The following is a 24152-nucleotide window of genomic DNA, read 5'->3' on the forward strand; positions in this document are numbered from 1 at the left end:
CGTTGAGGGGGTCGTGCCCGTTGAGGGGGTCGTGCCCGTTGAGGGGGTCGTGCCCGTTGAGGGGGTCGTGCCCGTTGAGGGGGTCGTGCCCGTTGAGGGGGTCGTGCCCGTTGTGCTTCCCGTGCCCGCCCGCGGTGCACTCGCCGGGGACGAACGGGCGCAGCTCGCTCGGCATGATCGGGGGCTGCTTCGGCTCGATGGGGGGCGGCGGCCGCCCGTCCCAGCCGGACGACGGCGCGGGCTCGGCGAAACCGGGGTCCGGCGGCGTGAACGCGGCGGGGTCGGGCTCGGGCCGCGGGGCGTCCCAGAGCGGGGCGGCCTGCGGCGGGGCGCCCGGCAGCGGAGGCTCCTCGACGACGGCGGGCCCCGGGTAGACCTCGTTGTTCTGGAAGAGCGGCGCGTTGACCGGCGCGACCACCGGCGCCGCGTACGTCTCGGCGGGGGCCGCGGGCACGGCGGCCGCGGGTTCGCGCGGCGCGGCCGGGGCGGACGGCAGGCCGTAGTCGGCGACGGCGTCGGTGTCCCCGGCGTCCTCCTCGGGGCGCCGCCGCTGCCGCCACCCGAGCACGAGCCCGAGCACGACCAGCAGCCCCCCGCCGCCGAGGACGAGCGGGAACAGCACGCCGGAGTCGCGGCCGGGCGACTGCGCGGCCGGCTGGGGCGTCGCGGCCGGGGGCGGCGTCTCCACCGGCCCGCTGGAGGTCTTGTTGATCTGGTTGGCGGCGACGAGGGTGCGGACCGCGTCGACCGCCCCGTGGCATTCGGGCGACCCGGTGGGGTGGGCGGCGCGGGCCGGCGAGCCCTGGACGAGCGCCCGCCTGACCTCCTCGGGGCTCAGCCTCGGGTAGCGGGAGCGGACGAGCGCGGCGACCCCGGCGACCATCGCGGACGAGGCGCTGGTACCCGTCCCGACGACGTAGCCGTTGCTGGCGTCCGCGCTGACGATCTCGACACCGGGCGCGCACACGGCGGCGCCCGAGCGCCGGTTGCTGTCCTTCCACAGGCGCAGGCGACGGTCGAGCGCGCCGACGGCGATCACGCCCGGGTAGGCGGCGGGGAAGTTCCTGCGGTTCGCTCCCGAGCCGTCGTTGCCGGCGGAGGCGATGAGCACGACGCCCTTGGAGAGCGCGTACCGGATCGCCTTCTCCTGCGAGGGCGTGCCGTTGTAGGACTGGCGGCCGCCGCCGAGCGACATGTTGATGATCCCGGCGCCGTGGTCGACGGCGTACCGGATGCCCTGGGCCACCGCGTCGCGGTCGCCGCCGGCGCCGGACTGCTGCCCGTTGTCGCGGCGCAGCGGGTCGTCGTTCTCCAGCGTGACGCGGATGGACAGGACGTTGCTCAGCGGCGCGACGCCCATCATGCCCTGCGACAGCTCGGGGCCGTGGCCGTGGCCTGCGATGATGCTGGCCATGGACGTCCCGTGCAGGCCCCAGTAGCGGCTGCCCGGACGGCGGACGCCGCCGGTCAGGTCGGGGCCGGTGACGACCCGCCCGGTGAGGTCGGGGTGCCGCCGGTCGACGCCGGTGTCGAGGACGGCGACCGTGACGCCGCGTCCCCTGGAGTACCGCCACGCCTTCTGGGCGCGCAGGACGTCGAGGTGCCACTCGCGGGAGCGGATCTGGTCGGTCGGGGCGTTCAGCAGCGGCCCGGCCACGGCGCCGGCCGACGCCCCGCGAACCGTCCGGCCCTTCGCCGGGGTGTCGGAGACGATCGCCGCGGGCACCGCCACGGCGCCGCCGAGCGTGAGGGCGGTGAGGGCCGCGGTCGTCCGGGCGCCGAACCGGAGCAACGGCACGGCCGGTCGGGCTTGCGCAGGACGGCGCCGACCGGCTTCGGACACGCCGCCCCTCCCTATGGCTGACCGCCGTGCTCCACGGCGGGTGACATTCTGCCACGCGAACCGCCCCTGGCCCGGGCACTCGGCACATTAGGGCACGGTCTCGGACAGCGCGGATCTTCCCGGCTCAGCCTTCCGTACTCACGGGTAATCAAACCGGGCACGGCATGCTAACCCGTGGGCGCCGTCCGGGTCACTGTGATCCTGCACCCGTCAGAGCGCGGACCGACAGGTCGTCGTAGCGGTCCCGGTCGGCCTTCTCCCGTCCGGCGAAGGTCCCGGCGACCGCGCACGCGAACCCGATCGGGATCGACACGAGGCCCGGGTTCTCCAGCGGGAACAGGTGGAAGTCGACGCCCGAGGGGAACAGCGACAGGCTCTCCCCCGTCACCGGATCGACCTTGCCGGACACGACGGGCGAGAAGACGACCAGCACCAGCGACGCGACCAGGCCGCCGTAGATGCCCGCGACGACCCCGGCGGAGTTGAACCGGCGCCAGAACAGCGACAGCACGATCGCCGGGACGTTCGCCGAGGCGGCCATCGCGAAGGCCAGCGCCACCAGGAACGCCACGTTCAGGTCGCGGGCGACCACCGCCAGGACGATCGCCAGCGAGCCGACGAGGAACGAGGCGAACCGCGCGACCGCGACCTCCTGCGACTCGCGCGGGCGGCCGAGCATCAGCACCTGGCCGAAGTAGTCGTGAGCCAGCGACGTCGACGACGCCAGCACCAGCCCGGACACCACCGCGAGGATCGTCGCGAACGCCACCGCCCCGATGAACGCCAGCATGACGTCCCCGCCGGCCCGTCCGCCGACGTGCTGCCCGACGGCCTGCGCGAGCTGCGGCACCGCGGTGTTGCCCGACGGGTCCTGGGCGACGATCGCGGACCGTCCCACCAGGGCCGCCGCGCCGAAGCCGAGCGCGAGCGTCATCAGGTAGAAGACGCCGACGAGGCCGATCGCCCACGACACCGACGTGCGCGCGGCGCGCCCGTCGGGGACGGCGAAGAACCGCGCGACGACATGCGGCAGGCCCACCGTGCCGAGCACGAGGGCGAGCGCGAGGCTGATGAAGTCGAGCTTGTTGACCACGGTCCGGTAGGCGTCGCCCGGGACGTCCTGCCCGTACCGGAGCCCGGGGCGCAGGAACGCCCCGCCCTTCCCGCTCGCGTCGGCGGCCGACCCGAGCATCGCGCCGGCGTCGAACCCGAACCTGCCGAGCACCAGCGCCGTCAGCACCACCGCCCCGGCCATCAGCAGCCCGGTCTTGATGATCTGCACCCAGGTCGTGGCCTTCATCCCGCCGAACGCCACGTAGAGGATCATCAGCGCGCCCACCGCCACGATCGTGACGGTCTTCGCGGTGCCCGCGCCCATCCCGAGGAAACGCTCGCCGCGGTGGATGCCGAGCAGCAGCGACACCAGCGCCCCGGCCCCGACCATCTGGGCGAGCAGGTAGAAAACCGACACGGTCACGGTGGACACGGCCGCGGCCCGCCGCACCGGCGCCTGCCGCCGCACCCGGCGCACCAGCACGTCCCCCATCGTGAACCGGCCCGCGTTGCGGACCATCTCGACCAGCAGCAGCGCGAGCAGCCACGCCACCAGGAACCCGATCGAGTACAGGAACCCGTCGTACCCGTTCAGCGCGATGATCCCGGCGATGCCGAGGAACGAGGCCGCCGACATGTAGTCGCCGGCGAGCGCGATCCCGTTCTGCGGGCCGGTGAACGTCCGCCCGCCCGCGTAGAAGTCGTCGGCGCCGCGCGTGGTCGCCCGCGCCCGCACCGTGATGGCCAGCGTGATCAGGATGAACGCCAGGAACAGCCCGAACGTCAGCGCGCGCCCCGTCACCGCAGCTCCCCGGCCAGCGGATCCAGCCTCCGGCGCGCGTACGCCAGGTATCCCCAGGTCAGCGCGAACGTCGAGACGAACTGCAGCAGCCCGAGCAGCAGCGCGACGTTGACGTGCCCGGCGACCGTCCGCGCCATGAACCCGCGAGCGAACGCGGCCAGCCCGACGAACACGAGATACCACCCGAGGAACCCGGCCGTGACCACGACCGCCGCCCGCCGGAACCGCCTCCGCAACAGCAGGAACCTCTCATGTCCCGCAACGGGCGCAAGTCCCCCCGCCATTCGGTCCCCCCGCCTTCGTCACTCTCCGCGTCCTTTCGGTCGCCCTATGAGAGCAAAGATTCGCGGACCGCAAGCACCGTTTGACGAGATCCGCATGGCGGCGGCCGGAGACGGCCAAACGGCCGCCGCGGTGGAGCGGTGGCCGCGACCGCCCAGGTCAGGCGGGGACGATGGCGCTCGGGCCCTTATGGGGACGGCGGTCAGCGTTCGTAGCGGCGATGGCCGCGCCTGGCCCGGAGAGCGGCGACGATCGCGACCCCCAACATCGCCAGGCCGATCTGGAAGACCAGTTCGATCCAGTCGATCCCTCTCGTCGTGGACACCCCGACCTTCTGCGCGACGGCCGTCCCGATGAGCGCGGCGACGATACCGACGATCACGGTCATGATGACGCCGATGGGCTGGCGGCCGGGCAGCAGCAGCCGGCCGAGCGCCCCGATGACCCCACCGATGACGATCGCGGTGATGATGCCTGTGATGTTCATGTCCTGGCCTGTGCCCATTACGGCCCGGACGTCACCTTTCCGGGTCGCCGCCCATGGACCGCAGGTCGTCGAAGGTCAGCGCCGGGCCGCCGAGCTCCTGGGGACGTCCTGCGGGGCCCTCGGCGCGCAGACCGTCGATGAGCAGGTCGAGATGCCGGTGCGCCAGCTCCTCGCCCGTCTCCCGCGGCAGCGGACCGGGCATCGGGCGCGACAGCCGCACGAGCATCATCCCGACATCGCCGTGCGTGACGTCCGGACGCAGGTCTCCGTCCTTCTGGGCGGCGGCGACGAGCCCCTTCATGACGGCGACGCCCTCGTCCCGGGTGGCGGCGATCTCCTGGTCGTCGAACGGGATCTGGTCCAGCAGGACGGGGAAGACGGCGCCGATGCGGATGTCCAGCACGCGGTGCATGTAGCGGACTAGGGCGGCGAAGGCCGTCTGCTCCTCGTCCCGCGCGCGCTTGACCTCGTCCCGCGTGCGCTCCAGGGCGTCCAGGGCGACGGCCCTCGTCAGCGTCTGCCGGTCTGGAAAGCGCCGGTAGAGCGTGGCGATGCCGGTGCCCGCGCGCCGCGAGATCTCCTCCAGCGGCGCGCCCGGCCCCTGCTCGACGAACACCTCGCGGGCGGCGGCGAGGATCCGGTCGCGATTATCCCGCGCGTCGGCCCGCAGCGGCCGCTGCTTCGTACCCATGCGCCCCAGCGTAGTGGAGGCCCGTCCTCCGATTCTATTTAGTCACGAATATTGACTATCAAAGATAGTGACTATAGCGTCAGCGGGCGAGGTCATCAGAGAAGTCGGCCGCCAAGTGGAGACAGAACCTCCGGCTGGTGCTACGGTTAAACTAAGTGGAGAAAATTCCTCCGGAAGGAAGAGACCATGAACACCGCCGTCCAGCCCCGCACCCGCACCGCCGAGCCGCCGACCGTCGACGCCACCGGTCCCGCGGACGTACGCGCCGCGATCCTCGCGTCCCGCGAGCGCGGCCTGCCCCTGACCGTCCAGGCCACCGGGCACGGCACCGTCGTCCCGCCGGACGAGGGGCTGCTGCTGAGGACGTCCCGGATGTCCCGCGTGCTCGTCGACCCGTCCCGCCGCATCGCCCGCGCCGAGGCCGGCGCCCGCTGGAGCGACGTGATCGCCGCCGCCGCGCCGCTCGGCCTGTCGCCGCTGTCGGGTTCGCACGCCTCCGTCGGCGTCACCGGCTACACCCTCGGCGGCGGCGTCGGCTGGCTGTCCCGCCGGTTCGGCTTCGCCGCCGACCACCTGCTGCGCGCCGAGCTCGTCACCGCCGACGGCCGGCACCTCACCGCCGACGCCGGCCACCACCCCGACCTCTTCTGGGCACTGCGCGGTGGCAGCGGCAACTTCGGCGTCGTCACGTCCCTGGAGTTCCGGCTCCACCCCGTCTCGACGGTCTACGCGGGAGTCGCGCTGTTCCCCGGCGAACGGGCCGCCGACGTACTCACGCGCTTCCGGGACGAGGCGCCCACCCGCCCCGACGCGCTCACTGTCTCGGTCGCGCTGACGAACCACGCGGACTACGGCCGGGTCGTCGCCGTCCGCGCCGTCTACGCGGGAACCGCCGCAGACGGCGCGCGCGCGTTGCGCTCACTACTCAAGGTCGCGGGTCCGCCCCTGCACGACGACTTCAGGACGATGCCCTACGCCGAGACCGAGTCGCTGGGCAGTACTGCGCCTCTGCACTTCCATCTGTACGCCGGTCTGCCCGACGCCCTCATCTCTGCGATCGCCCACAGTGACGCGTCCGGGATCGAGCTGCGGCACTGGGGCGGCGCCATGGCGCGTCCCGCCCCGGACGCCGGCCCGGTCGGGCACCGGGACGTCCCGTTCTCCCTCACCATCGACGGCTCCGCTGCCGACGCCGCTCCGCTCGCCGCCTTCGCGACCGGCGGCTCGTTCCTGAACTTCCTGCACGACACGTCCAGGACGGCCGCCGCCTACACCCCGGAGAACTTCCGGCGGCTGCGCGAGGTCAAGCGCGCCTACGACCCGCAGAACGTCTTCCACCGCAACCACAACATCCGGCCCGCCTGAGCGGCCTACCTCCGCATGACCCGCATCGGAAGGGCCCCGGCAGGGCGGAACGTGATCTCCGCCCGGACGGGCACGGCCACGCCCGGAACCAGGTCGAGCCGTTGCGTCCGGGCGATGGTGGCGAGCACCAGCGTCGCCTCCAGCATCGCGAAACCGGCGCCCACGCAGATGCGGCGCCCGCCGCCGAACGGCAGGTACGCGTACCGGGGATGCTTCTGCTCCCCCATGAACCGCTCCGGCTGGAAACCCTCCGGATTGGGCCAGACCTCGGCGTTCCGATGGATCAGATACGGCGGCACGGCGATCGTCGAACCGGCCGGCACCCGCACTCCGGCGACCTCGTCGTCTTCCAGCGCGTCGCGCTCGATGGTCCAGGCGGGCGGGTAGAGCCGCATCGCCTCCGACAGGACCGCCTTCGTCCACGGCAGACGGTCGACGTCCTCGGCCTTCGGCTCCCTTCCGCCGAGAACCTCGTCCACCTCGTCCTCCAGGCGGTCTCTGGCCGCCGGGTACTTCGACAGGAGCATGAACGTCCAGGCGAGCGAAGCCGCAGTGGTCTCGTGCCCTGCCAGCAGCAGGGTCAGAACCTCGTCGCGCAGCTCCGCGTCGCTGAACTGACCGCTCTCCTTCAGGAGATTCAACAGTTCGCCACCGGACGGGCCCTTCACGACCCGCTGGACCATGCCGTCAAGGTGCTCCAGAGCACCCCCGAGCCCCGGCACCCGCTGATACACACCCCGCTTCGCGGTCACCCCGGGCAGGAAGGTCCCGGCTACCGCAGCCCTTTGGAGGGCCTCGAGCGCCCGCCCGGTCTTCTCGGCTTCCCCTTCGAGCTCGCTGCCGAACAGCGCCCGTCCCACGATGCCCAGCGTGAGCCGCCGCAGTTCCCCCGCCGCGTCCAGCGCGACCCCGTCGGGCCACCGTCCGACGGCTTGAGCGGCCGTGTCGACCATCTGCGACGCGAACCCGACGACATGCCGCTGCGCGAACACCGGCTGCACCACCCGCCGATGCCGCCGCCACGTCCCGCCTTCACTGGTCAGGAGCCCGTCCCCGAGGACGGCCCGGAGCGGCCGGTACGTGAACGCCTTCACGTAGTTGTCCTGGTTGGCGACGAGGATCCGCTCCGCATGCTCGGGGCGCGACAACAGGAAGAACGCCCGATTCCGCCCGAACGGCACCCGTACGGCGTCCCCGTAGCGTCGGGCGAGGGCCCCGTAGGTGTCGAGCGGGCTCCGGGCCATCCGCCCCCACCACCGGACAGCCTCGACCGCCCCCGGCCCCCGCACACCCCGTTCGTCCATGACTCAACCGTAGGAACCGTCCCAGCCCACGACAACCCACTCTTCGCTCCCCAATACGGGTGAGGGCACGGATGGCTCACACGCTGGATGTGCGCCCGAAGCGCCGCTCCTTATCGTCCCGATGCATGATCACAAGAAGCCTGATCCCCTGCGGCGCGGCGGCCGTCGTCCTGGCCCTGGCGGTCGGGGCCTCGGCCACCCCGGCGAACGCGGCCACGCCCCGCCCCACGAACCTGCGACAGGTGGTGGAGAGCCTGAGCGGTCCGGACGGCGCTCCGGGGGCGCTCGCGCAAGTCCACGACCGGCACGGCCGTCTGACGGCCACCAGCGGAGTCGCCGACATCCGGACGAACACACCGGTCAGCCCCCGAAGCCGCTTCCGGATCGGCAGCCTGACGAAGCCGTTCGTCGCCACCGTCGTCCTCCAGCTCGTCGGCGAAGGCCGCGTCGAACTCGACGCTCCCGTGGAGCGGTACCTGCCCGGCGTGGTGCGCGGCGCGGACAACGACGGGCGGCAGATCACCGTCCGCCAGCTGCTCCAGCACACCAGCGGGCTGCCGGACGTCCTGGACTACATGTCACCGCTGGAGGTGCTCAAGGACCCGCTCCGGCACTGGGAGGCCCGCGAACTGGTGGACATCGCCCTGCCGCACCAGCGGGAATTCGAACCCGGCAAGGGCTGGGGCTACTCCAACACCAACTACCTCCTGGCCGGGATGATCATCGAGAGCGCGACGGGGCACCCCTACGGCGAGGAGATCCGCCGACGCGTGATCCGTCCCCTCGGACTGCACGACACCTTCGTCCCGACGGACGCCCCCGGCATCCCCGGCCCTCATCCCCGCGGCTACGTCCGGCCGCAGTCCGACCTGGTGGACATCACCCGCCTCAACCCAACCGTCGCCGGAGCCGGAGGCGGCATGATCTCCAGCGCCTCGGACCTCAACCGCTTCATGGCGGCCGTCCTCCGCGGACGCCTGCTGAAGCCGGCACAACTGCGGGAGATGCTGACCACCCGCCCCACGGGCCGCACCTCGGGCTCCGAGTACGGCCTGGGACTGGAGTGGATCCCCGTCAAGAACTCGTCCACCTGCAAGGACGGCTTCTGGAGCCACGATGGCGACATGCTCGGCTTCAGCGTCCGCACAGGCGCCACCACGCACGGCCGGCAGGCCACCGTCATGGTCAACCTGAACCCGGGCGGCGGGCCCGCCTTGGACGAAGCCATGAAGGCCGCCCTCCCAGACGCCCTGTGCGGCACCTGACCGACCCGTTCTCACAGTCAGTAGTAATCTGACCACATAAGGCCATCATGGCAGTCTGGTCGCTCATCACTCTCCGTGTAACTCTTGTCGCGCGGTGTAACCCAGCCGCAAACCAAGCCATACGAATGGAGAGCCCCGATGACCAATTGGAAAGCGCGCCTCCTGGTAAGCACGACCGCCCTGGCCGCCTGCGCCACCGTGACCGGCCTCGCGGCCTCGACCGCCGCCCAGGCCGCCACCGCCACGACTCGGCCCGCCCAGGCGGACCTGCCGCCCGGCGTCGTCCAACTCGACGACGCCGAGGGCTGCCCACCGGCCACCCTCTGCCTCTACCAGCACTACAACCGGCAGGGACCCGCCTACGGCATCGGCGCCGGCTACCCGGTCAACCTCAACTCCCTGCCCATGGGCAACCGCACCGCCGCCAACAACGTCTCCTCCTGGGTCAACAACACCCACAGCCTGGCCGTACTGATCGACGCGGACAAGGACAAGGCCCGTCCGCTGTACCCCGGCCAGCCCCTGGAGGAGCCGCCGTCCGACAACGACACCGTCGACCTGGTCAACTGGGCCTGATGACTTAGGACTGACCCGCTTCCCCCCGCCGTCCGGCCGGCCACGTCCCACCCCGGCCGGACGGCCTCGTCTTGCCTGCCACCCGGACCTGACCGCGCCGTCGAGCCTCCGAACTCCCCGCGAGGCGCGGGCATGGCGAGGGCCCCACCGCATTGGTGGGGCCCACGGACCGCTTACCAGCGGTGCCAGTCGCGGACGATCTCATAGACCGGCCGCGTCAGTGAAACCAAGGCTCCAAGAGCCCACGGAGATCGCAACCGAATACGGTCGCTTCTCTGGTTCCCCTCGAAGGGCATGGCCGACTCCTCCTCTTCGATGGGGGCGACCCTCTTGCCGCCCGCCCCGCCGCAGGCGGGATCGCACCGCTCACCGAAGATTCGACGACCGTTTTGCCCTCTGCTTCAGCAGGCTAGGTCAGTTCGTCGCCCGCGGCCATCCGGGCTTCCACCGGTTCGGAACCGAAGCTGTTGATCTTTGACACGGCTCCGAAACACCTGCGGCCATCTCGCTGGCAACGCCGCAGGATATGCCCCGCAATTCGGTCGCTCGGGCACCCGCGACCTCTGCCCGGCACACTGTCGCACGATCACGCACCGACCTCTGGTCCCTTGTGCTTGCACCCCGACACGAGAACGACACGGTAATAGGTCGGCAGTCCGCGCTAGGTGCGGGCGGTGACGCAACGGAAAGCTGGTGAACAACGTGGCAACTCGCGTGCGCAAGCGAAAGAACAACAAATGGTGGGTCCTGGAAGTCGGGTCCGACCGGATCGTCTCCGGGCCGTACGACACCAGGGAGGAGGCCGAGGCGGCGAGAACCTCCGGGGGACGCTGACCTGCGCCTCTGATCAAGTCACCGGCTCCCCGCGACCTGCGGGGAGCCGCCTCTCCCAGGTCACTGGTTCCCGGACCACCGAGCTTCACGAACGCAGCCCCGAGGTATTCCTCGGGGCCGCATCACATGAGCGCACCCAAAGAGAAGCGCGCCAGTTCACCTCCTGGCTCGGCATCACGCCTGCCAGAAGTCAGTTCTGCCCACGCCGGAGAATGTCCGCCCCGCGCTCGGAAGCACCATCGGCACTCCCTTCGCACTCGGCGTCCCGGCGGGAGCCTAGTAGTTGTACTTTGCGACCTCCGCCGCTTTCTCGTCCTCTGAGCCGGTCAGCGCGGCGTTGAGCAGCGAGGCGATCAGGATCGTGGCGATCCCGACCATGCAGACCAGGCCGACGCCCTGGCCGAGGACGACGAGCCCCACCACGCTGGTCAGCGCCGGCCCGTTGGCCGACAGTGCACCGGCCAGCCTCTTCGGGAGGTGGAGCGGCGCCTGTGCGAGCCAGTAGAGGGCGCTTCCGGCGACTCCGAGGAGACCTGCGACGGCTCCGCGGACGACGACCTCCCCGGTCCAGTGGACCAGAAGCAGGGAGGGCGCTCCGAGAAGCAGGCCGGCCACCATGGACAGACCCGTTCCCTTGAGCAGGATCCCCGCATGGGCCATCGCCTTTCCCCCCGACACCATGACGGCGGAGGACACCGCGCCGCACAGGGCGGCCAGTACGCCGACACCGTCGATGCGCTGTCCCCAGGGGATCATCAGGGCCGCCCCGACCGCCGACATCAGCGGCAGAAGCAGCGGAAGTCCCTTCCTGTCGTCCCTCCACGCGATCGCCATGGCCATGGCGATCGGGCCGAGGGTCGTGATCGCGTTGCCGGCCGAGAACGGCAGCCTCGTCACGTAGAACTGCGCCAGGAGATTGGCGCTGACGAAACTGATCAGGAAAGGCAGGACCGTCAGCACCCACCGGTGCTTCCGCTCCTTCTCGACAAGACGAGAGAGGAGCCTGTGCGCCGGGGAGAACCTCTGGGCCGCGCGCGAGAGACCGGCGAGGATCCGATCGCGCCTTCCGGTGTGCGGCACGGCGTCGAGGAGACGGTTCTCCCGCAGCCGCCGACGCGCCGCCATGAGCAGCGCCACATAGAGCGGGGCGCCGAACAAGTAGGTGATGGTGGTCGCCTGGAGGGCCGCCACCTGGTGATCTACCGTCAGCGGCTGCATGACCGCCGTCGTCGTGCGCTGGAAGATCGCCCCTCCGACATGCGATGCCGAGGCCGCGACCAGCCAGAGCGAACCGACCACGGTCGTGACGAGCCACACCTTGGCGCGCTGTGGGTGCCCCGCGAGCCACCGCGCGGCACGCCGCGGGTGACGGACCACCCATCTGTAGAAGCCGCCGAGATGGCAAAAGAGCCACTCCGGCGACGTGAACCGAACTTTTCTCCTATAGTTCACGTTCGTGTCCTTCTTTTTGTTTGTGTTTGCTGCGCATGCCTAGCAAATGCGCAGGGCCTGACGCCTTTGGCGGTTATGCTCCCGAAAGCGGCAGGGCCATCACCCACCGTCCAGGAAACCGGCCGCCGGACAAGCGCCCGCCTCTAGAAATTCGATCTCACGCGGAATTGGCGATTATCGGTCGCGCATTTTTCCCGCCATGATCACTCCGAATCCCCGGGCTCGACCGTTGGAGGCACTCCTCCGGCACGACCGGCAGGCCCAGTGCCGCGTCCCACCACTACGTCGGTGACCACCGGGGTGGAAGCAGGCGCAAGAAAGGCGTCGCCTCGTGCCGCCAAGAACGAGGCCGCCACGCGGAACCGCTGAGGAACCGGGCCCGTTGGGAAGACTGTGGCAGTCATCGCGTTCCTTACGATCCCCGGGCTCGTGATCGCGCTGGTGGCCTTTGCCGTCCTCGACCGCGCCGGCCTGTGGGCGCACCGCAGGTTCCACCTGCCGTGGAGGCGGGACGAGGCGGGCCGCCCGGTCTCCGCGGTCGCCGTCGGCGAACTGGACGCCTTCTTCCACGGCACGCACCGCCATCAGCAGGAGCAGCGCCGCTCCTCGTTGATGTTGCGTGACGACGAGAACGACGGCGCGCCCCCGCGCACGCACGTCGACCTCGAATCCGGAACCGTCACCGTGCGGCGTCCGCCCGGCACCGCTTGATCGACCAGGCCGGGCTCAGTTCAGCTGGTTCGTGCAGGCGGCACGATCTCGCCCGCGGCACCCGAGGTCTCCAGGCGCACAACGGTCGGGCCGCGCTCGCCCTCCCACGTGGTGACGTTGGCGAAAGTCGTCTCCCCGTGGCGCCAGAGCCCCCCGTCCTGGTGGATGTGCCCGAACAGGTGCAGCTTGGGACGGATCTGCCGCACCCGGGCCAGCAGGTCCTCACAACCGTGGCGTCCGGGGTAGGCGTTCGCGTCACCGATTCCGAGCGGAGGCCCGTGCGTCACCAGGACGTCGACGCCGTCCGGAATCAGGGCCCATTTCTCCGCGAGGGGACGGCCCCGGGGAAGATTGAACGCCCACTCGTTGAACTCCGGCTGCCAGGGGCTGCCCCAGAACGTGACGCCGTCGATCTCCGTTCCGCCGTCCTCCAGATAGCGGATGCCACGGTCGGCCAGGACGGCGCGAGCACGTTCGGGCTCGTCCAGGAACATCCAGTCGTGGTTGCCCGCGACGACCACCTTCGTCCGATGCGGAAGGGCTTGGATCCAGTCCGCGGCGTCCTCGAGTTCTTTGAGGTCCTTGCCGCGCCGACACAGGTCACCGGCGTGCACGAAGACATCGCCCCCGGGGACGGCGAGCTCGTGGTGAAAGGTGTGCGTATCGGCGACCGCGACAATCCGCATAACGCAAGCGTACTGAGCCTCCGCACCGCCATGAGAAAAACGACAATCGGTTCACCCGATCAGGGCCGGTTCACCAGGCGGAGCGCCCTCCATCCGCGGATTCGGCCAGCTAGAGTGCGCGCGTGGGATCGGTGATCGGGTTCGACTGGCAGGCGGTGGTCCACCGGGACTTCGACGTCGACCTGGACCAACCCGGCCGGCGCAGCGGCGCGGCGCTGGAGGCACTGCTGGCCGACCTGAACGTGGAGGCCGGAACCCCGTTCACCCTCGGCAACTGGGTCGACCGGCTGGGCGCCGCCGCAAGCGCGGGGCCGATCGCGCTGCTGGAGCGGCTCACCCACCCGGATCCGCGGATCCGCCGGATCCTGGCCGTCGTGCTCACCTATCAGGACATACCCGACGATGCGGTTCCCCGTCTCCGCGCCGGCAGCGCGAGCGAGCCGGACGCCCCGACCAGGCTCGCGCTCCTGCTGGCCCTCGGCCGGTGCCCCCTGACCCATGACGACCTGCGGCGCTGCCTGGATCGCGAGCCGTCCGACGCGCTGGGCGCCGCGCTCGGCCTGCTGCTGCACAGGCCCGAGGCGGTGGACGACACGGTCCTGGACGCACTCACCCATTGCGGCGGCGAGGCCGGATCGGCCCTGGCCGAACTGGCCTGGGGCGACCCCGAGTGGGTCGGGCTCCCGCCGCGCGGCCCCGTCGAGGCCGTCGACGGCTGGCTTCACCCCACGCCCGAGCTGCACTCACGCTGGCTGGCTCGGATGCTGGAGCGGGTGAGGACCGGCCAACTGGACGCAGCGGCCACCCGGATCCTCGTCGACGCCGCAGACCGCCTGTTCCAGCGATTCCCCGAACACGCCCCTATCGTCGCGTCCCTGCTCCGGCACCCGGACCCAGCCGTACGGCGAGCGGCCGTGGCCACGAACCATCTGCCGTCTCACGACGCGTACGCCGATGCCCTGGCCGCCTCGCTGAGCGACTCCGAAGTCTCGGAGAAGGCCCTCGTCGCGCTCGCGCGGCACGGTGATCCTCGATGCGTGCCCCCGCTTCAGCGGCTGATCAGCCACGGCACGCTGGACCTCCAGCTCCAGCACCGGTTCCGTGCGGCGTCGGCGCTGGCCGAGCACCTCTGGCCCCAGGCCCGAGCACGCCTCGCCAGTTCTCCCTCTGCCGTCGAGGCCGGGGCCCTGCTGTCGTGGATCGCGGAATGGCCCGATGGAGAACAGGCCGTTCCTGAGGTCACCGCCGTCCTGGAAGGGCTGATCCCGCGTCTCGACGTCCCCGCCCCCGACAGCGGTGAGCTTGAGACCGCCGGCGCGTGTTGCATGTTCCTGCGCAAATGGGGTCTGGCCGACGAACGTGCGCTGACCGTCCTCCGGCGGGTCGCGTCGGGCCCGGACCCGGAGACCGGCCTCTCCGCCGTCCGCGCTCTGATGGGCCTCGGCGAACCGGCCGACGATGAGGTCGTCGGCCTCCTGCTGAACGTCCTGGATCGTCGCCGCGAGTTCGGCCGCAAGGCTGGACGCCGCGGCTGGCGCTTCGACTCCAACGCCTGCGGCTGGCTCGGCGAACTCGGCCCCCGGGCCCGTGCGGCCGTCCCCGCCCTGCGCACCCTGCGCGACGACCCCGCCGAACCCGCCCGCGCGTCCGCGGCCTTCGCGCTCTGGAGGATCACCCGCAACGCCGACGAGGCGCTGCCCGTACTGATCGAACAGATCCCCGCCGACCCGGTGCGCACGCTGTACGACCTCAGCCTGATGGGTGACGCAGCCCGCCCCGCCCTCCCGGTCCTCCGCGACTACGCCGCAGGCGAGGGCGACGTGGCGAAACGCGCCCGGCAGGCCCTGAGAAGCATCGAGCCCAACACCCGATAACACCGGCGACTCCGGGATCGGGACGTATCGCGGGCGTATCGAGATTCGCATACGCCACCGCAACCCCCGTCCGTCTTCAGTGAGAGCAAGGACCACAACGGTCCGTGCCGGGCATGCCGCCCCGGCTCGGAACGTGATCACGGAAGAGGGGAAAACTTGCCTGACGACGGGACATGGGATCGGCGCTCGCTGTTGCGGGGCGCGGCCGTGGTGGCCGGTGCCGCCGCGGCGGCGCCGCTGCTGGGCGGAACGGCCAGGGCGGACGCCGTCGGGGACGCCGATGCGTTGTTCAAGGCGGGGAAGTTCGAGCAGGCCGGCCGCGCGTACGAGGAGATCCTGAAGAAAGACCCCGCGAACCTGCACGCGGCCCGCAGGCGCGGCTATGTGGGGCTACTGAGCAACAGGTTCCCCGAGGCGGAGAACTACCTCACGATGGCTCTCAAGCTGGCGCCCGACGACAAGGAGACCAACTCGCTCCTGGGCGACTGCTACATCAGGCAGGACAAGTTCGCCCTCTCCGCACCGCGCTGGGAGGCGGCCGGCGAGGACGCCTACGCCAAATGGTTCGCGGCGGTCGGCGGCGACGCGTACGAGATCCACGGCGACGTCGCGCGGGTGCCCTGGCGGCAGGTGGACCCGGAGCCGCAGATCGAGGTCTCGGTCAACGGCGGGCCCCCGAAGCTCTTCAGCTTCTACACCGGCGCCGGGTGGCTGGGCATGTCCGCCGACGTGGCCAGGGAGGCCGGTCTGCGGCCCGTGCACAAGGTGAGGAGCGACTTCGAAGGCCACATCATGTGGTCGTACTACGGGGTGCTGGAGTCCTTCAAGCTGGGCGACATAGAACTGCGCAACATCCCCGTGAACTGGTCGGAGCCGGAGTCACCCGACGACGCGCCCGTCAGGACCAACGACGGCCTCATCGGCACGTGGGTCTTCTACCACCTGCTGACCACCTTCGACTACGCGAGCGGGGCGCTGATCCTGCGCCGCCCGACTTCCGAGGCGGCCGGGAAGGTACGCGCCGACGCCAGACGGGCGGGCGCCGAGCCCCTGCCGCTGTGGCTGGCCCGGGAGCACATGTGCCACAGCAGGGGCACCTTCACCGGCGACGCCGGCGCCGGAACAGGGGTGGTGGGCGTGAACCTCGGCGGAGTCGGCGAGATCGTCGCGGGCATGTCCGGCGAAACGGCCAAGCAACTGGGGATCCGCACCGACGGCGACCGTCCGATCGAGACCTTCGGACACAGCCAGCCGACCGTCACCTACCCCTGCTACCCGAAGGAGGTCCGCCTCGGCGACGCCGCCGCCAACGACGTCTACTGCGAGTCGGACCCGAACATGCCGGTCAACGTCCCCTGGCCCTTCGGGCCGGGATTCGACGCGATCGGCCACTTCGCCCACTGCTTCTACAAGCCGTACAACGTCACCCTCGACTTCACCGGCATGAACCTCTACATCGCCCGCGGCAAAGCCGCCTGACCACAGCCGGGACGGACGCCGGCCGAGTCGACGGGACACGTCGCTAGAAGTGGCCCCCGGATGTCCGGGGGCCACAGGTCGGGGTGGCCTCGGGGTGTCCGAGGGCCACCGGATGAGCGGCCCCAGGGGATCCGGGGGCCACAGGTGAACCGCGACGGCCTCGAAGTCGGTCGACTACAGAGCCGGCGCTATCGGGTGGGTGCGTCCCTCAGCGCTCGCATGAACGGAAGAACGCCCCGCGGCGGGCCGGGGAGGACCAGGTCGACCCCGTCCTGCAGGTTGCGAACACCTACCTTGAGGGTCGGGATGCCCTCCTCGCGGCGCGTCCGGTCGAGCTCCTCCATGATCACCCTGTCGGGCATATCGCCCACATCCATGATGACGGAGGGTTCGAACGGAACACATTCCTTGAGGATCCGCTGGAGCGCGACCTTCTTGTCGAGGCTCGCGGGTGCGAGCTTGACGAAGCCGCGGTCCTGCAGCAGCGTCAGGTCCCCAGCGGCCTTGGCGATGTCCCCGAGTTCGCTGACCAGTCGCTCGACCACCGTCTGGTCGGTGTTCCCCGGGTAGAGGAAAGCGAGCGAGTGAGACTTGGCGTAGATGCACTCGGTGTCCAGACGGAGGTCCTTCACCACCTCGTGCAGTTTTTCGTGGGCCGTGCTCAGCCCGGACGAGGGCTCCACCAGCTCGCGGCGGGTCTGCGTCTCGCAGTCCCAGTGCTCGCAGGCGAGTTGCCCCCATACATGACAGCCGGGGACAGCCAGGCCGATCTCGCTGACCTGGTTGTACGCCCATCCCGTCAAGATCCCATTGACGGCGTACCGTTCCCCCAATCGGGGGAGCTCCCGACGAACGTCGAGGTCGAGCTGCGGTGTTCCTCCGGACGGGGCGAGCTCCAGAGTCGCCCCGTTGAGGTCCCACAGCAGGACGGCACGCTCGGGGCACTCCATAAGAGCGTCCCAACTGTCCCGTGCCTCCTTTGTCCGGAGGACGGAACGTACGTCTCCTCCCCCGTAGAGAGGGAGGTTTTCTCGGCGCGAGTTTCCGCATGCCGATTTCATGGGGTACTCCCGGTTTTTGTTTGCTGCGTGGCGTCCCTACTTTTCTCGCCACTGGTGAAAACCGTCCGCCACTCCGCATCGGACGCAAGAGCCCCGGCAAGCCGCCGCGGAAGGAGAGCCACCGAAGTCCCGGATACATCAATCAATGCCGGGTTCGGAGACTGAAAGTGAAAGCCCTTCACCCCAGGGGCGACACCTTGCAACGCGGACGGACGACGAGACCACCAATTCGTGCAGTGGCGCAGTCTCGGGAGACCGCCCGTGTCGAAGACGCATCTTCAGGACATGCAGCACGCAGCCAAACGACCTGCGGTGATGCTGTGGCAAGCTTCAGCAACAACCAGGAAGCGGTAACCTCACGCCAGTCCCCGGGGCCAGCAACTCGGCCACCCACTTAACGGACGGACCAAAAGGCCTAAATCGTCCGACACTAAATCGCGAGGCACCGTCCAACGAAAAGTCAGACCGCTGCGACAATCGGCAGGCATCTAGTTCCTGCCAGGAGGAACTCCTCGCCGCCGATCGACGCCTGACCAAGCGGATCGCGGCAGGGAGCGGACGCATGACCAGATGTAGGTGCTCCAGCCCCGACGCATCCGAGCGCAATCGCTCGGCGCACGTGGACAAGCCGCTAACCGCACCGCAGGCCATCACATGGCGATGCCATAAGCGCCGCGCACCAATGCGCGACCGGGCGCGTGCAGCCGGAGACCGGCCCTCACGCCGCATGCCCCGGCCGCACGGGCGATGAGCCGCGCCAACGGCGCGAGCGCCGCCGCCCCTTGACCGGGATGCCGGGACGCTGCGGCTCACTCACGCGGTGAAGCGAATCAAAGATCGCGACAAGAGCAGCGGTCGCAAAACCCGCATCGTGCTCAGCGAGTTGAAGACTGCCAAGCCACGGCAGACTCTCCTGCTCACACCTAGATCATCAGCAAGCTCCGTACGCTGCACGTCGACCAAGCGAAGGCACGGCTCGCGTTCGGTGAAGCCTGGCAGGCTGTTCGGCGGTTGATTCCCATGGCTTCTACGGTGATGCGAGAGGCCCCTTGCGATCGTCGCAGGGGGCCTCTGAGCTGGGAGCCGGCGAGGGGACTTGAACCCCTAACCTTCTGTTTCCAAGCGAGATCAGCCCCTTGCAGCCACGTCCCCACGTGCCCGCTGACCGGCGCCGCAACGTCCCGCCCGTCCACACCAGTCCAAAATCATCCGACCTCGTTGTCAGCACCGCCGTTAGCATGCATGCCCGTCCCGGAGGGTGCGCCCGCGCGAACGACGAGACGCCGTGACAGACAGCTTCGCGCGGGCGCACCTCCGGCCCGTACTGCTAACTCCTGCGCACAAGGATCGATCTTCGTCCGTCCTCGCGTACGCAACACGTGGGACGGGCCCGGCCGCCCCTGGCCATTGACACGCCGTGATCCTGGGGTTGGGGAAGGAATGGATGATGACCGGGGAGCGGCCGTGAAGATCACGTTTTTACTGCACAGCGCTTACGGGATGGGTGGCACCTTCCGGTCCAACATCGTTCTTGCCAACTACCTGGCCGAACGGCATCAGGTGGAGATCGTCACGGTGTTGCGGACGCGCGAGTCGCCGTTCTATCCGGTCGACCCCCGGGTCGGGCTGCGCACGCTGGTTGACGTTCGTGAAGGTGCGCGGCCGGGCTGGGTGGCCAGGTTGGACCGATACCGGAGCCGGTTGATTCCCCGCGCTGACCCGCGGCGCAGCGATGTTCCGCTGCGTGGTGATCCGCGGCTGTGGCGCGCGTTGCGGACGCTGCGGACCGACGTTCTGATCAGCACGCGGGTCGGCTTGAACCTGCTCGCCGCCCGCTTCGCGCCGCCCCGCACGGTGGTCGTGGGGCGAGAGCACCGCAACTTCAGCTTTCACGATGACGACATGATGAAGCAGATCGGCCGCTGGTATCCGCGGCTGGACGCGGTGGTCACCCGCACCGAGAGCGACCGGTGGGACTACGCCCAGATCCTCGGTGAGGCCGCGCCGGTGGTGGCGCTGCCGGGGGAACTGCCCCCTGGTCGGCGGCTGCGCTCGTCGTTGGACCAGCAGATCATCGCGGCGGCCGGCCGGTTCGTCGAGGTCAAGCGCTACGACCGGCTCATCGCCGCTTTCGCCGCGGTGAGAGCTGCCCACCCAGGCTGGATCTTGCGCATCTACGGCTATGGGTCACTGGAGGAAGACCTCCGCTCCCAGACGAACCGGCTCGGGCTCGGCGACAGCGTGCATTTCATGGGCCCCGCCCGCGATATCGAGGCCGAGTTCGCCAAGGCCTCGATCCTGGCGGTCAGCTCTGACAACGAAGGCTTCGGCAGGACGATCATCGAAGCGTTCGGCTGCGGCGTTCCGGTCGTCAGCTTCGACTGCCCCCGCGGCCCCCGCGAGATCATCACCCCGGGGCGCGACGGGCTGCTCGTCCCACCGGGCGACGTCGACGCCCTCGGCGCCGCGCTGATCGAGCTCATCACCGATGACCGGCTGCGACGGCGGATGGGCGGCAACGCCTTCCAGACCGCCCAGCACTACGACATCACCGCCATCGGTGACCGCTGGGAACACCTCCTGTCCGATCTGGTGGCGGCCAAGGCCCGCGTGATGGGCGGCGCCGACCTGTTGCTCCGAGGAAGAAGGTGATGCTGTGCAGAACTGGTCGATCGGCATCTACGAAGGACCCTCCCCGCTGCGCCTGGCACCGGCCGAAGGTGTTCCCAATCCGGTCCTCACCCGCGCTGACATCCACGACCTCGACGCGGCCTTCGTCGCCGACCCCTTCACGCTGCGGGTCGGCGACCGGTCGCACATGTTCTTCGAAATCTACGACCGGGCCACCGGTACGGGGCGAATCGGCCATGCGCACAGTGCCGACCACCGAGCCTGGACTTACAACGCAGTGGTTCTCGCCGAGGACTTCCACCTGTCCTACCCGTTCGTCTTCGCCCACGGCGGCCGGTTCTACCTGGTCCCCGAGACGCGGCGCACTGGGCAGGTGCGGCTGTATATGGCCGACGCCTTTCCCGCCGGCTGGCGGCTGGCGGCGATACTGCTCAACCGGCCTCTCGCCGACCCCACACTGATCCACCACGACGGCCGGTGGTGGATGTACGCCTGCGGCCCGCACAACCACGACCACCTGTATCTCTTCCACGCCGACACCCTCTTGGGGCCATGGGCCGAACATCCCGCCAGCCCGGTCGTCGCCGGCGACCCCGGCAAGGCACGCCCCGCAGGCAGACCCGTCGTGTGGAACAACCAGCTCGTGCGCTACGCCCAAGACTGCCGCGGCGGCTACGGGATGGGGGTGAGGGCTTTCACCGTCACCGACCTCACATCACAACACCACCGGGAGACACCGATCCCGGTCGACCCGTTCGACCAAGCCGTCCGCCACGCCTGGAACCGGGCCGGGATGCACCACATCGACCCGATCCGACTAGAGGGAACCTGGCTCGCGTGCGTCGACGGCTGGAGCACCGCATGACTCACCCGAAAGGACGAGACGAGGCGAGGTGACGGGCGACGGCTCATGCGCCGAACGCGCACGTGGCACCGTCGGCCGCCGCCCAGACCCACCACCAGGCAGGCGCCAACCCCGCCGACCAGCCACCCCCCGCACCGGCCCCTAACCTGCGGAGACACAAACGTTCAAGATCTCAACGGCGGCGTTCCCGCGTATCCCGGCCGCCTACCGTGATCGGCCCATGGCGGCCTCCGGCGAAGCCGACAGCGACAAAACACCAACTTGACGGAGAGTAGTTGAATAACTTCTTAGTGTGATATTTTGGAGGCAATCGGAGACTTCCACGACATTCAAAGGGAGACCCCAATGCCACGCCTCACCACGGCGCTCGGCGCTCCGCTCGCCGTCGGTCTGGTCGGCTGGCCGAGCTCCCCGGATGGGTCTGGGAGCTGAAATGCACCCCCATCCGCTAGAAGGCCCCTGCACCCGCTGGTGCTGTTCAACACCCGTTACACGGCCGTCCCCGTCCTGCGCATGCTGCGCACTACACCGGTCGGGTAATCGACCCGCCAGGGGCGAGTTCGCCCGCGGGCGGAAGGCGGCCGTCGAGGAGAAGTACGCCCAAGGGAGGGACATTCCATGCGTCGCGCACTGATCGTTGTTGATGTGCAGAAGGACTTCTGTGAGGGCGGCAGCGTTCCGGTGAAAGGGGGTGCGGGACGGGCCGCAGCCATCGCCGAACTGGTCCGGCGCGCCAACAAGCAGGCCGGCAAGAAGGCCGGCAAGAAGTACGCCTTCGTCATCGCCACCCGTGACCACCACATAGATCCGGGCCCCCACTTCTCCAGCAACCCTGACTTCCAGGACTCCTTCCCCGTGCATTGCGTCGTCGGCAGCGAAGGGGGCGAGTTCCATCCGGACTTCGCGCCCGCCGTCGACTCCGGGCACGTCGACGAGGTCTTCTTCAAGGGCGCGCACTCCGCCTCCAAGAGCGGTTTCGAGGGCTCGGCCCAGGACGGCACACCCCTGTCGGCCTGGCTGAGGGCCCGCCACATCACCGACCTCGACGTCGTCGGCATCGCGACCGACCACTGCGTGAAGGCCACCGCGCTGGATGGAGTGCGCGCGGGCTTCGCGGTGCGGGTCCTGCTCGACTACACCGCCGGCGTCGCCGCCGACACCACCCGCACCGCGATCGCCGAGCTGCGCCGAGCCGGTGTCGAACTGAGCGGTGACCCCGTCGTCGCCGCCTGAAACTGGACGCATACGACACCCCTGATCGACACCGCGCGCCCGGCAGCCTCCGGCCTCCGCACGATGGCTCCCACTGTGAAGCAAAGCCCCCTTCCAAGGCCAGGAAGGGGGCTTTGAGCTGGGAGCCGGCGAGGGACTTGAACCCCTAACCTTCTGTTTACAAGGTCCCCAAACGATCACTGCCGCCGTCCGAACCCGTCCGCACGCTGGGCCGATGACCTGCGCCCCGTCCGAACCCGTTCACTCCGATCCAAGATCATCCGTCCCCGTGGCTCCCACCGTGGCTCCCAAACCTCCTCAAGTCTGAGCAGAGCGACGGAACTCGTCGACGAGCTGAAAGAACCGTTCGAGCGGGGATTCACCTTCGGCATGATCTTCGATCGCCGCAGCCCACCCGAGCGCCAGGGACCAGCCGTACTGCTGCTCCAGCCAGTCAAAGAAGGGGCCTCTGGGACCGAACGCGAAGTGCTCGTCAAGCTCGTGGATCAGCAGCGCGACGCCGTATCCGCAGAGGAGAGTCTCCAGCTCGCGCAGTGAATGGCCACGAACCCACATCCCTGGGCGCGCCCGGACCTGGTCGAGGAACCCGTATGCGTCGTTCCACTGCTCGACCGGACGGATCTTCGGTCGAGTCCCTTTCGTATCGGCCACGCTCGCAGCCTAGGCGCGTACCGCAACGGACGCGCGGACCGGTCCGGAGGGTGCTCCCACGCGAACGGCGCTCAACCCCTGACAGACAGATGCGCGCGGGAGTGCCCTCCGGCTCCAGGAGGGGTCTGGGGAACCACGGGGTTTCCCAGTAGCACACGCGCAACCGGCTCCCCGTACTGACCGTGACAGGCAACGATGCCCAACCACGGTCACGGCCTGGTGCTCGTCGCCGAACGGCTTTGATGCGCTGGCGCTGGCTTGTCCTGGGCGGCGGCGCGACCCCGAGCGGACCTGGCCGGCGACCGGCAAGCGCGACCACGCAGCGATGCGCGGCCGGGCGCGCGCGGCCGGGGACCGGCGCCCACGCCGCACGCCCCGGACGCGCGGGCGGCTGGCCGAGCCAACGGCGCGAGCGCCGCCGCCCCTTGATTGGGAGGCCGGGACACTGCGGCTCACGCACGCGGTGAAGCGAATCAAGGTTCGCGACGAGAACAGCGGTCGCAAGACGCGCATCGTGCTCGAGCGAGTTGAAGACGGCCAAGTCACGGCGGACTCTCGTGCTCACACCAGAGATCATGAGCAAGCTCCGCACACTGCACGCCGACCAGGCGAAGGCACGGCTCGCGCTCGGTGAAGCCTGGCAGGATCACGGGCTGCTCTTCCCGTCCGAGGTGGGCACCTCCACCGACCCGGACAACTTCTCGCACACGTTCTCCAAGCTGGCCCAGCGGGCGGGCCTCGGTCACTGGCATCCGCATGAGCTACGGCACTCGGGGGCCTCGCTGATGCTCGCGCAAGGGACGCCGCTGCATGTGGTCTCGGAGATCCTCGGGCACGCGGGCATCGCCATCACGAAGGACACCTACGGTCACCTGATCGTGGACGACAAGCGCGCCGCAGCCGAGGCCATGAGCGGCGCTCTGTTCGGCGGCTGATTCCCGTGGCTCCCACGGTGGCTCCCACGGTGTTAGCAAAAGCCCCCTTCCAACACCGGGAAGGGGGCTTTG

The 24152-nt window shown here is 69.8% G+C and carries 20 protein-coding genes; 10 read left to right on the top strand and 10 right to left on the bottom strand.

All coding sequences use genetic code 11. The features are described from left to right. The 5 genes from AB0H37_RS35580 to AB0H37_RS35600 all read right to left on the bottom strand — a co-directional run. A partial coding sequence (locus tag AB0H37_RS35580; RefSeq protein ID WP_360617086.1) for a S8 family serine peptidase occupies positions 1-1843 on the bottom strand: 1843 nt, incomplete at its 3' end. A 190-nt stretch (positions 1844-2033) separates the two neighbouring features. Continuing rightward, complete coding sequence (locus AB0H37_RS35585; RefSeq protein ID WP_329095473.1) at positions 2034-3698, bottom strand: cation acetate symporter; 1665 nt, start codon at positions 3696-3698, stop codon at positions 2034-2036. Then, positions 3695-3934 (bottom strand): DUF485 domain-containing protein, encoded by a 240-nt coding sequence (locus AB0H37_RS35590; RefSeq protein ID WP_229810728.1) that lies wholly within the window; start codon positions 3932-3934, stop codon positions 3695-3697. The genes AB0H37_RS35585 and AB0H37_RS35590 overlap by 4 nt, the downstream gene beginning before the upstream one ends. Positions 3935-4182: 248 nt before the next feature. Beyond that, positions 4183-4467, bottom strand: coding sequence for a GlsB/YeaQ/YmgE family stress response membrane protein (locus AB0H37_RS35595; protein WP_179832430.1), 285 nt, complete (start codon positions 4465-4467; stop codon positions 4183-4185). 31 nt (positions 4468-4498) lie between these two features. Then, entirely contained in the window at positions 4499-5158 is a 660-nt protein-coding gene (locus tag AB0H37_RS35600; protein WP_179832429.1) for a TetR/AcrR family transcriptional regulator, read from the bottom strand. Positions 5159-5344: 186 nt separating this feature from the next. Here AB0H37_RS35600 and AB0H37_RS35605 point away from each other — a divergent pair, with 186 nt between their 5' ends. Continuing rightward, a complete protein-coding gene (locus AB0H37_RS35605; protein WP_360617087.1) occupies positions 5345-6523 on the top strand; it encodes an FAD-binding oxidoreductase in 1179 nt (392 codons plus the stop codon). Between the two features lie 5 nt (positions 6524-6528). Here the strand turns inward: AB0H37_RS35605 and AB0H37_RS35610 are convergent, their stop codons facing one another. After that, a complete protein-coding gene (locus AB0H37_RS35610; protein WP_360617088.1) occupies positions 6529-7827 on the bottom strand; it encodes a cytochrome P450 in 1299 nt (432 codons plus the stop codon). Positions 7828-7952: 125 nt separating this feature from the next. Here AB0H37_RS35610 and AB0H37_RS35615 point away from each other — a divergent pair, with 125 nt between their 5' ends. Both AB0H37_RS35615 and AB0H37_RS35620 read left to right on the top strand, forming a co-directional pair. Beyond that, positions 7953-9092: a serine hydrolase domain-containing protein gene (locus AB0H37_RS35615; protein WP_329095482.1), complete on the top strand. Its 1140-nt coding sequence runs from the start codon at positions 7953-7955 to the stop codon at positions 9090-9092. A gap of 138 nt (positions 9093-9230) precedes the next feature. Then, positions 9231-9668 carry a peptidase inhibitor family I36 protein gene (locus tag AB0H37_RS35620; RefSeq protein WP_329095484.1) on the top strand — a complete coding sequence of 146 codons (438 nt, stop codon included), beginning with the start codon at positions 9231-9233 and terminating at the stop codon, positions 9666-9668. A 1110-nt stretch (positions 9669-10778) separates the two neighbouring features. On the opposite strand, the gene AB0H37_RS35625 is transcribed toward AB0H37_RS35620, so the two are convergent. Continuing rightward, positions 10779-11819, bottom strand: a complete 1041-nt coding sequence (locus AB0H37_RS35625; RefSeq protein WP_360617089.1) for a hypothetical protein — start codon at positions 11817-11819, stop codon at positions 10779-10781. Positions 11820-12383: 564 nt separating this feature from the next. Here AB0H37_RS35625 and AB0H37_RS35630 point away from each other — a divergent pair. Beyond that, entirely contained in the window at positions 12384-12665 is a 282-nt protein-coding gene (locus tag AB0H37_RS35630) for a DUF6191 domain-containing protein (RefSeq protein WP_360617090.1), read from the top strand. 20 nt (positions 12666-12685) lie between these two features. Here the strand turns inward: AB0H37_RS35630 and AB0H37_RS35635 are convergent, their stop codons facing one another. Beyond that, entirely contained in the window at positions 12686-13351 is a 666-nt protein-coding gene (locus AB0H37_RS35635; RefSeq protein ID WP_360617091.1) for a metallophosphatase domain-containing protein, read from the bottom strand. Between the two features lie 122 nt (positions 13352-13473). Here AB0H37_RS35635 and AB0H37_RS35640 point away from each other — a divergent pair, with 122 nt between their 5' ends. Next, a complete protein-coding gene (locus AB0H37_RS35640; RefSeq protein WP_360617092.1) occupies positions 13474-15225 on the top strand; it encodes a hypothetical protein in 1752 nt (583 codons plus the stop codon). 156 nt (positions 15226-15381) lie between these two features. After that, a complete protein-coding gene (locus AB0H37_RS35645; RefSeq protein ID WP_360617093.1) occupies positions 15382-16704 on the top strand; it encodes a tetratricopeptide repeat protein in 1323 nt (440 codons plus the stop codon). Positions 16705-16892: 188 nt separating this feature from the next. Here the strand turns inward: AB0H37_RS35645 and AB0H37_RS35650 are convergent, their stop codons facing one another. Further along, complete coding sequence (locus AB0H37_RS35650; protein ID WP_360617094.1) at positions 16893-17654, bottom strand: hypothetical protein; 762 nt, start codon at positions 17652-17654, stop codon at positions 16893-16895. A 1575-nt stretch (positions 17655-19229) separates the two neighbouring features. Between AB0H37_RS35650 and AB0H37_RS35655 the strand changes: the two genes are divergently transcribed. The 3 genes from AB0H37_RS35655 (at position 19230) to AB0H37_RS35665 (ending at position 22494) form a co-directional block, all read left to right on the top strand. Next, positions 19230-20417 (top strand): glycosyltransferase family 4 protein, encoded by a 1188-nt coding sequence (locus tag AB0H37_RS35655; protein WP_360617095.1) that lies wholly within the window; start codon positions 19230-19232, stop codon positions 20415-20417. A gap of 4 nt (positions 20418-20421) precedes the next feature. Then, positions 20422-21261, top strand: coding sequence for a hypothetical protein (locus AB0H37_RS35660; RefSeq protein ID WP_360617096.1), 840 nt, complete (start codon positions 20422-20424; stop codon positions 21259-21261). Between the two features lie 618 nt (positions 21262-21879). Further along, on the top strand, positions 21880-22494 hold the full coding sequence (locus AB0H37_RS35665) for an isochorismatase family protein (RefSeq protein ID WP_360617097.1): 615 nt from the start codon (positions 21880-21882) through the stop codon (positions 22492-22494). A gap of 297 nt (positions 22495-22791) precedes the next feature. Here AB0H37_RS35665 and AB0H37_RS35670 read toward each other — a convergent pair whose 3' ends face one another. Further along, positions 22792-23145 carry a hypothetical protein gene (locus AB0H37_RS35670; protein ID WP_360617098.1) on the bottom strand — a complete coding sequence of 118 codons (354 nt, stop codon included), beginning with the start codon at positions 23143-23145 and terminating at the stop codon, positions 22792-22794. A 527-nt stretch (positions 23146-23672) separates the two neighbouring features. Between AB0H37_RS35670 and AB0H37_RS35675 the strand changes: the two genes are divergently transcribed. Further along, positions 23673-24080 (top strand): tyrosine-type recombinase/integrase, encoded by a 408-nt coding sequence (locus AB0H37_RS35675; RefSeq protein WP_360617099.1) that lies wholly within the window; start codon positions 23673-23675, stop codon positions 24078-24080. The last annotated feature ends 72 nt before the right edge of the window (positions 24081-24152 follow it).

Source organism: Actinomadura sp. NPDC023710, assembly GCF_040639875.1.
GTDB lineage: Bacteria > Actinomycetota > Actinomycetes > Streptosporangiales > Streptosporangiaceae > Spirillospora > Spirillospora citrea.

Excerpts from the sequence above, each read along its gene's own strand:
- AB0H37_RS35635 (WP_360617091.1), bottom strand. The coding sequence starts at position 13,351 with ATGCGGATTGTCGCGGTCGCCGATACGCACACCTTTCACCACGAGCTC.
- AB0H37_RS35610 (WP_360617088.1), bottom strand. The coding sequence starts at position 7,827 with ATGGACGAACGGGGTGTGCGGGGGCCGGGGGCGGTCGAGGCTGTCCGG.
- AB0H37_RS35595 (WP_179832430.1), bottom strand. The coding sequence starts at position 4,467 with ATGAACATCACAGGCATCATCACCGCGATCGTCATCGGTGGGGTCATC.
- AB0H37_RS35650 (WP_360617094.1), bottom strand. The coding sequence starts at position 17,654 with ATGGAGTGCCCCGAGCGTGCCGTCCTGCTGTGGGACCTCAACGGGGCG.
- AB0H37_RS35620 (WP_329095484.1), top strand. The coding sequence starts at position 9,231 with ATGACCAATTGGAAAGCGCGCCTCCTGGTAAGCACGACCGCCCTGGCC.
- AB0H37_RS35615 (WP_329095482.1), top strand. The coding sequence starts at position 7,953 with ATGATCACAAGAAGCCTGATCCCCTGCGGCGCGGCGGCCGTCGTCCTG.
- AB0H37_RS35665 (WP_360617097.1), top strand. The coding sequence starts at position 21,880 with ATGCGTCGCGCACTGATCGTTGTTGATGTGCAGAAGGACTTCTGTGAG.
- AB0H37_RS35600 (WP_179832429.1), bottom strand. The coding sequence starts at position 5,158 with ATGGGTACGAAGCAGCGGCCGCTGCGGGCCGACGCGCGGGATAATCGC.
- AB0H37_RS35605 (WP_360617087.1), top strand. The coding sequence starts at position 5,345 with ATGAACACCGCCGTCCAGCCCCGCACCCGCACCGCCGAGCCGCCGACC.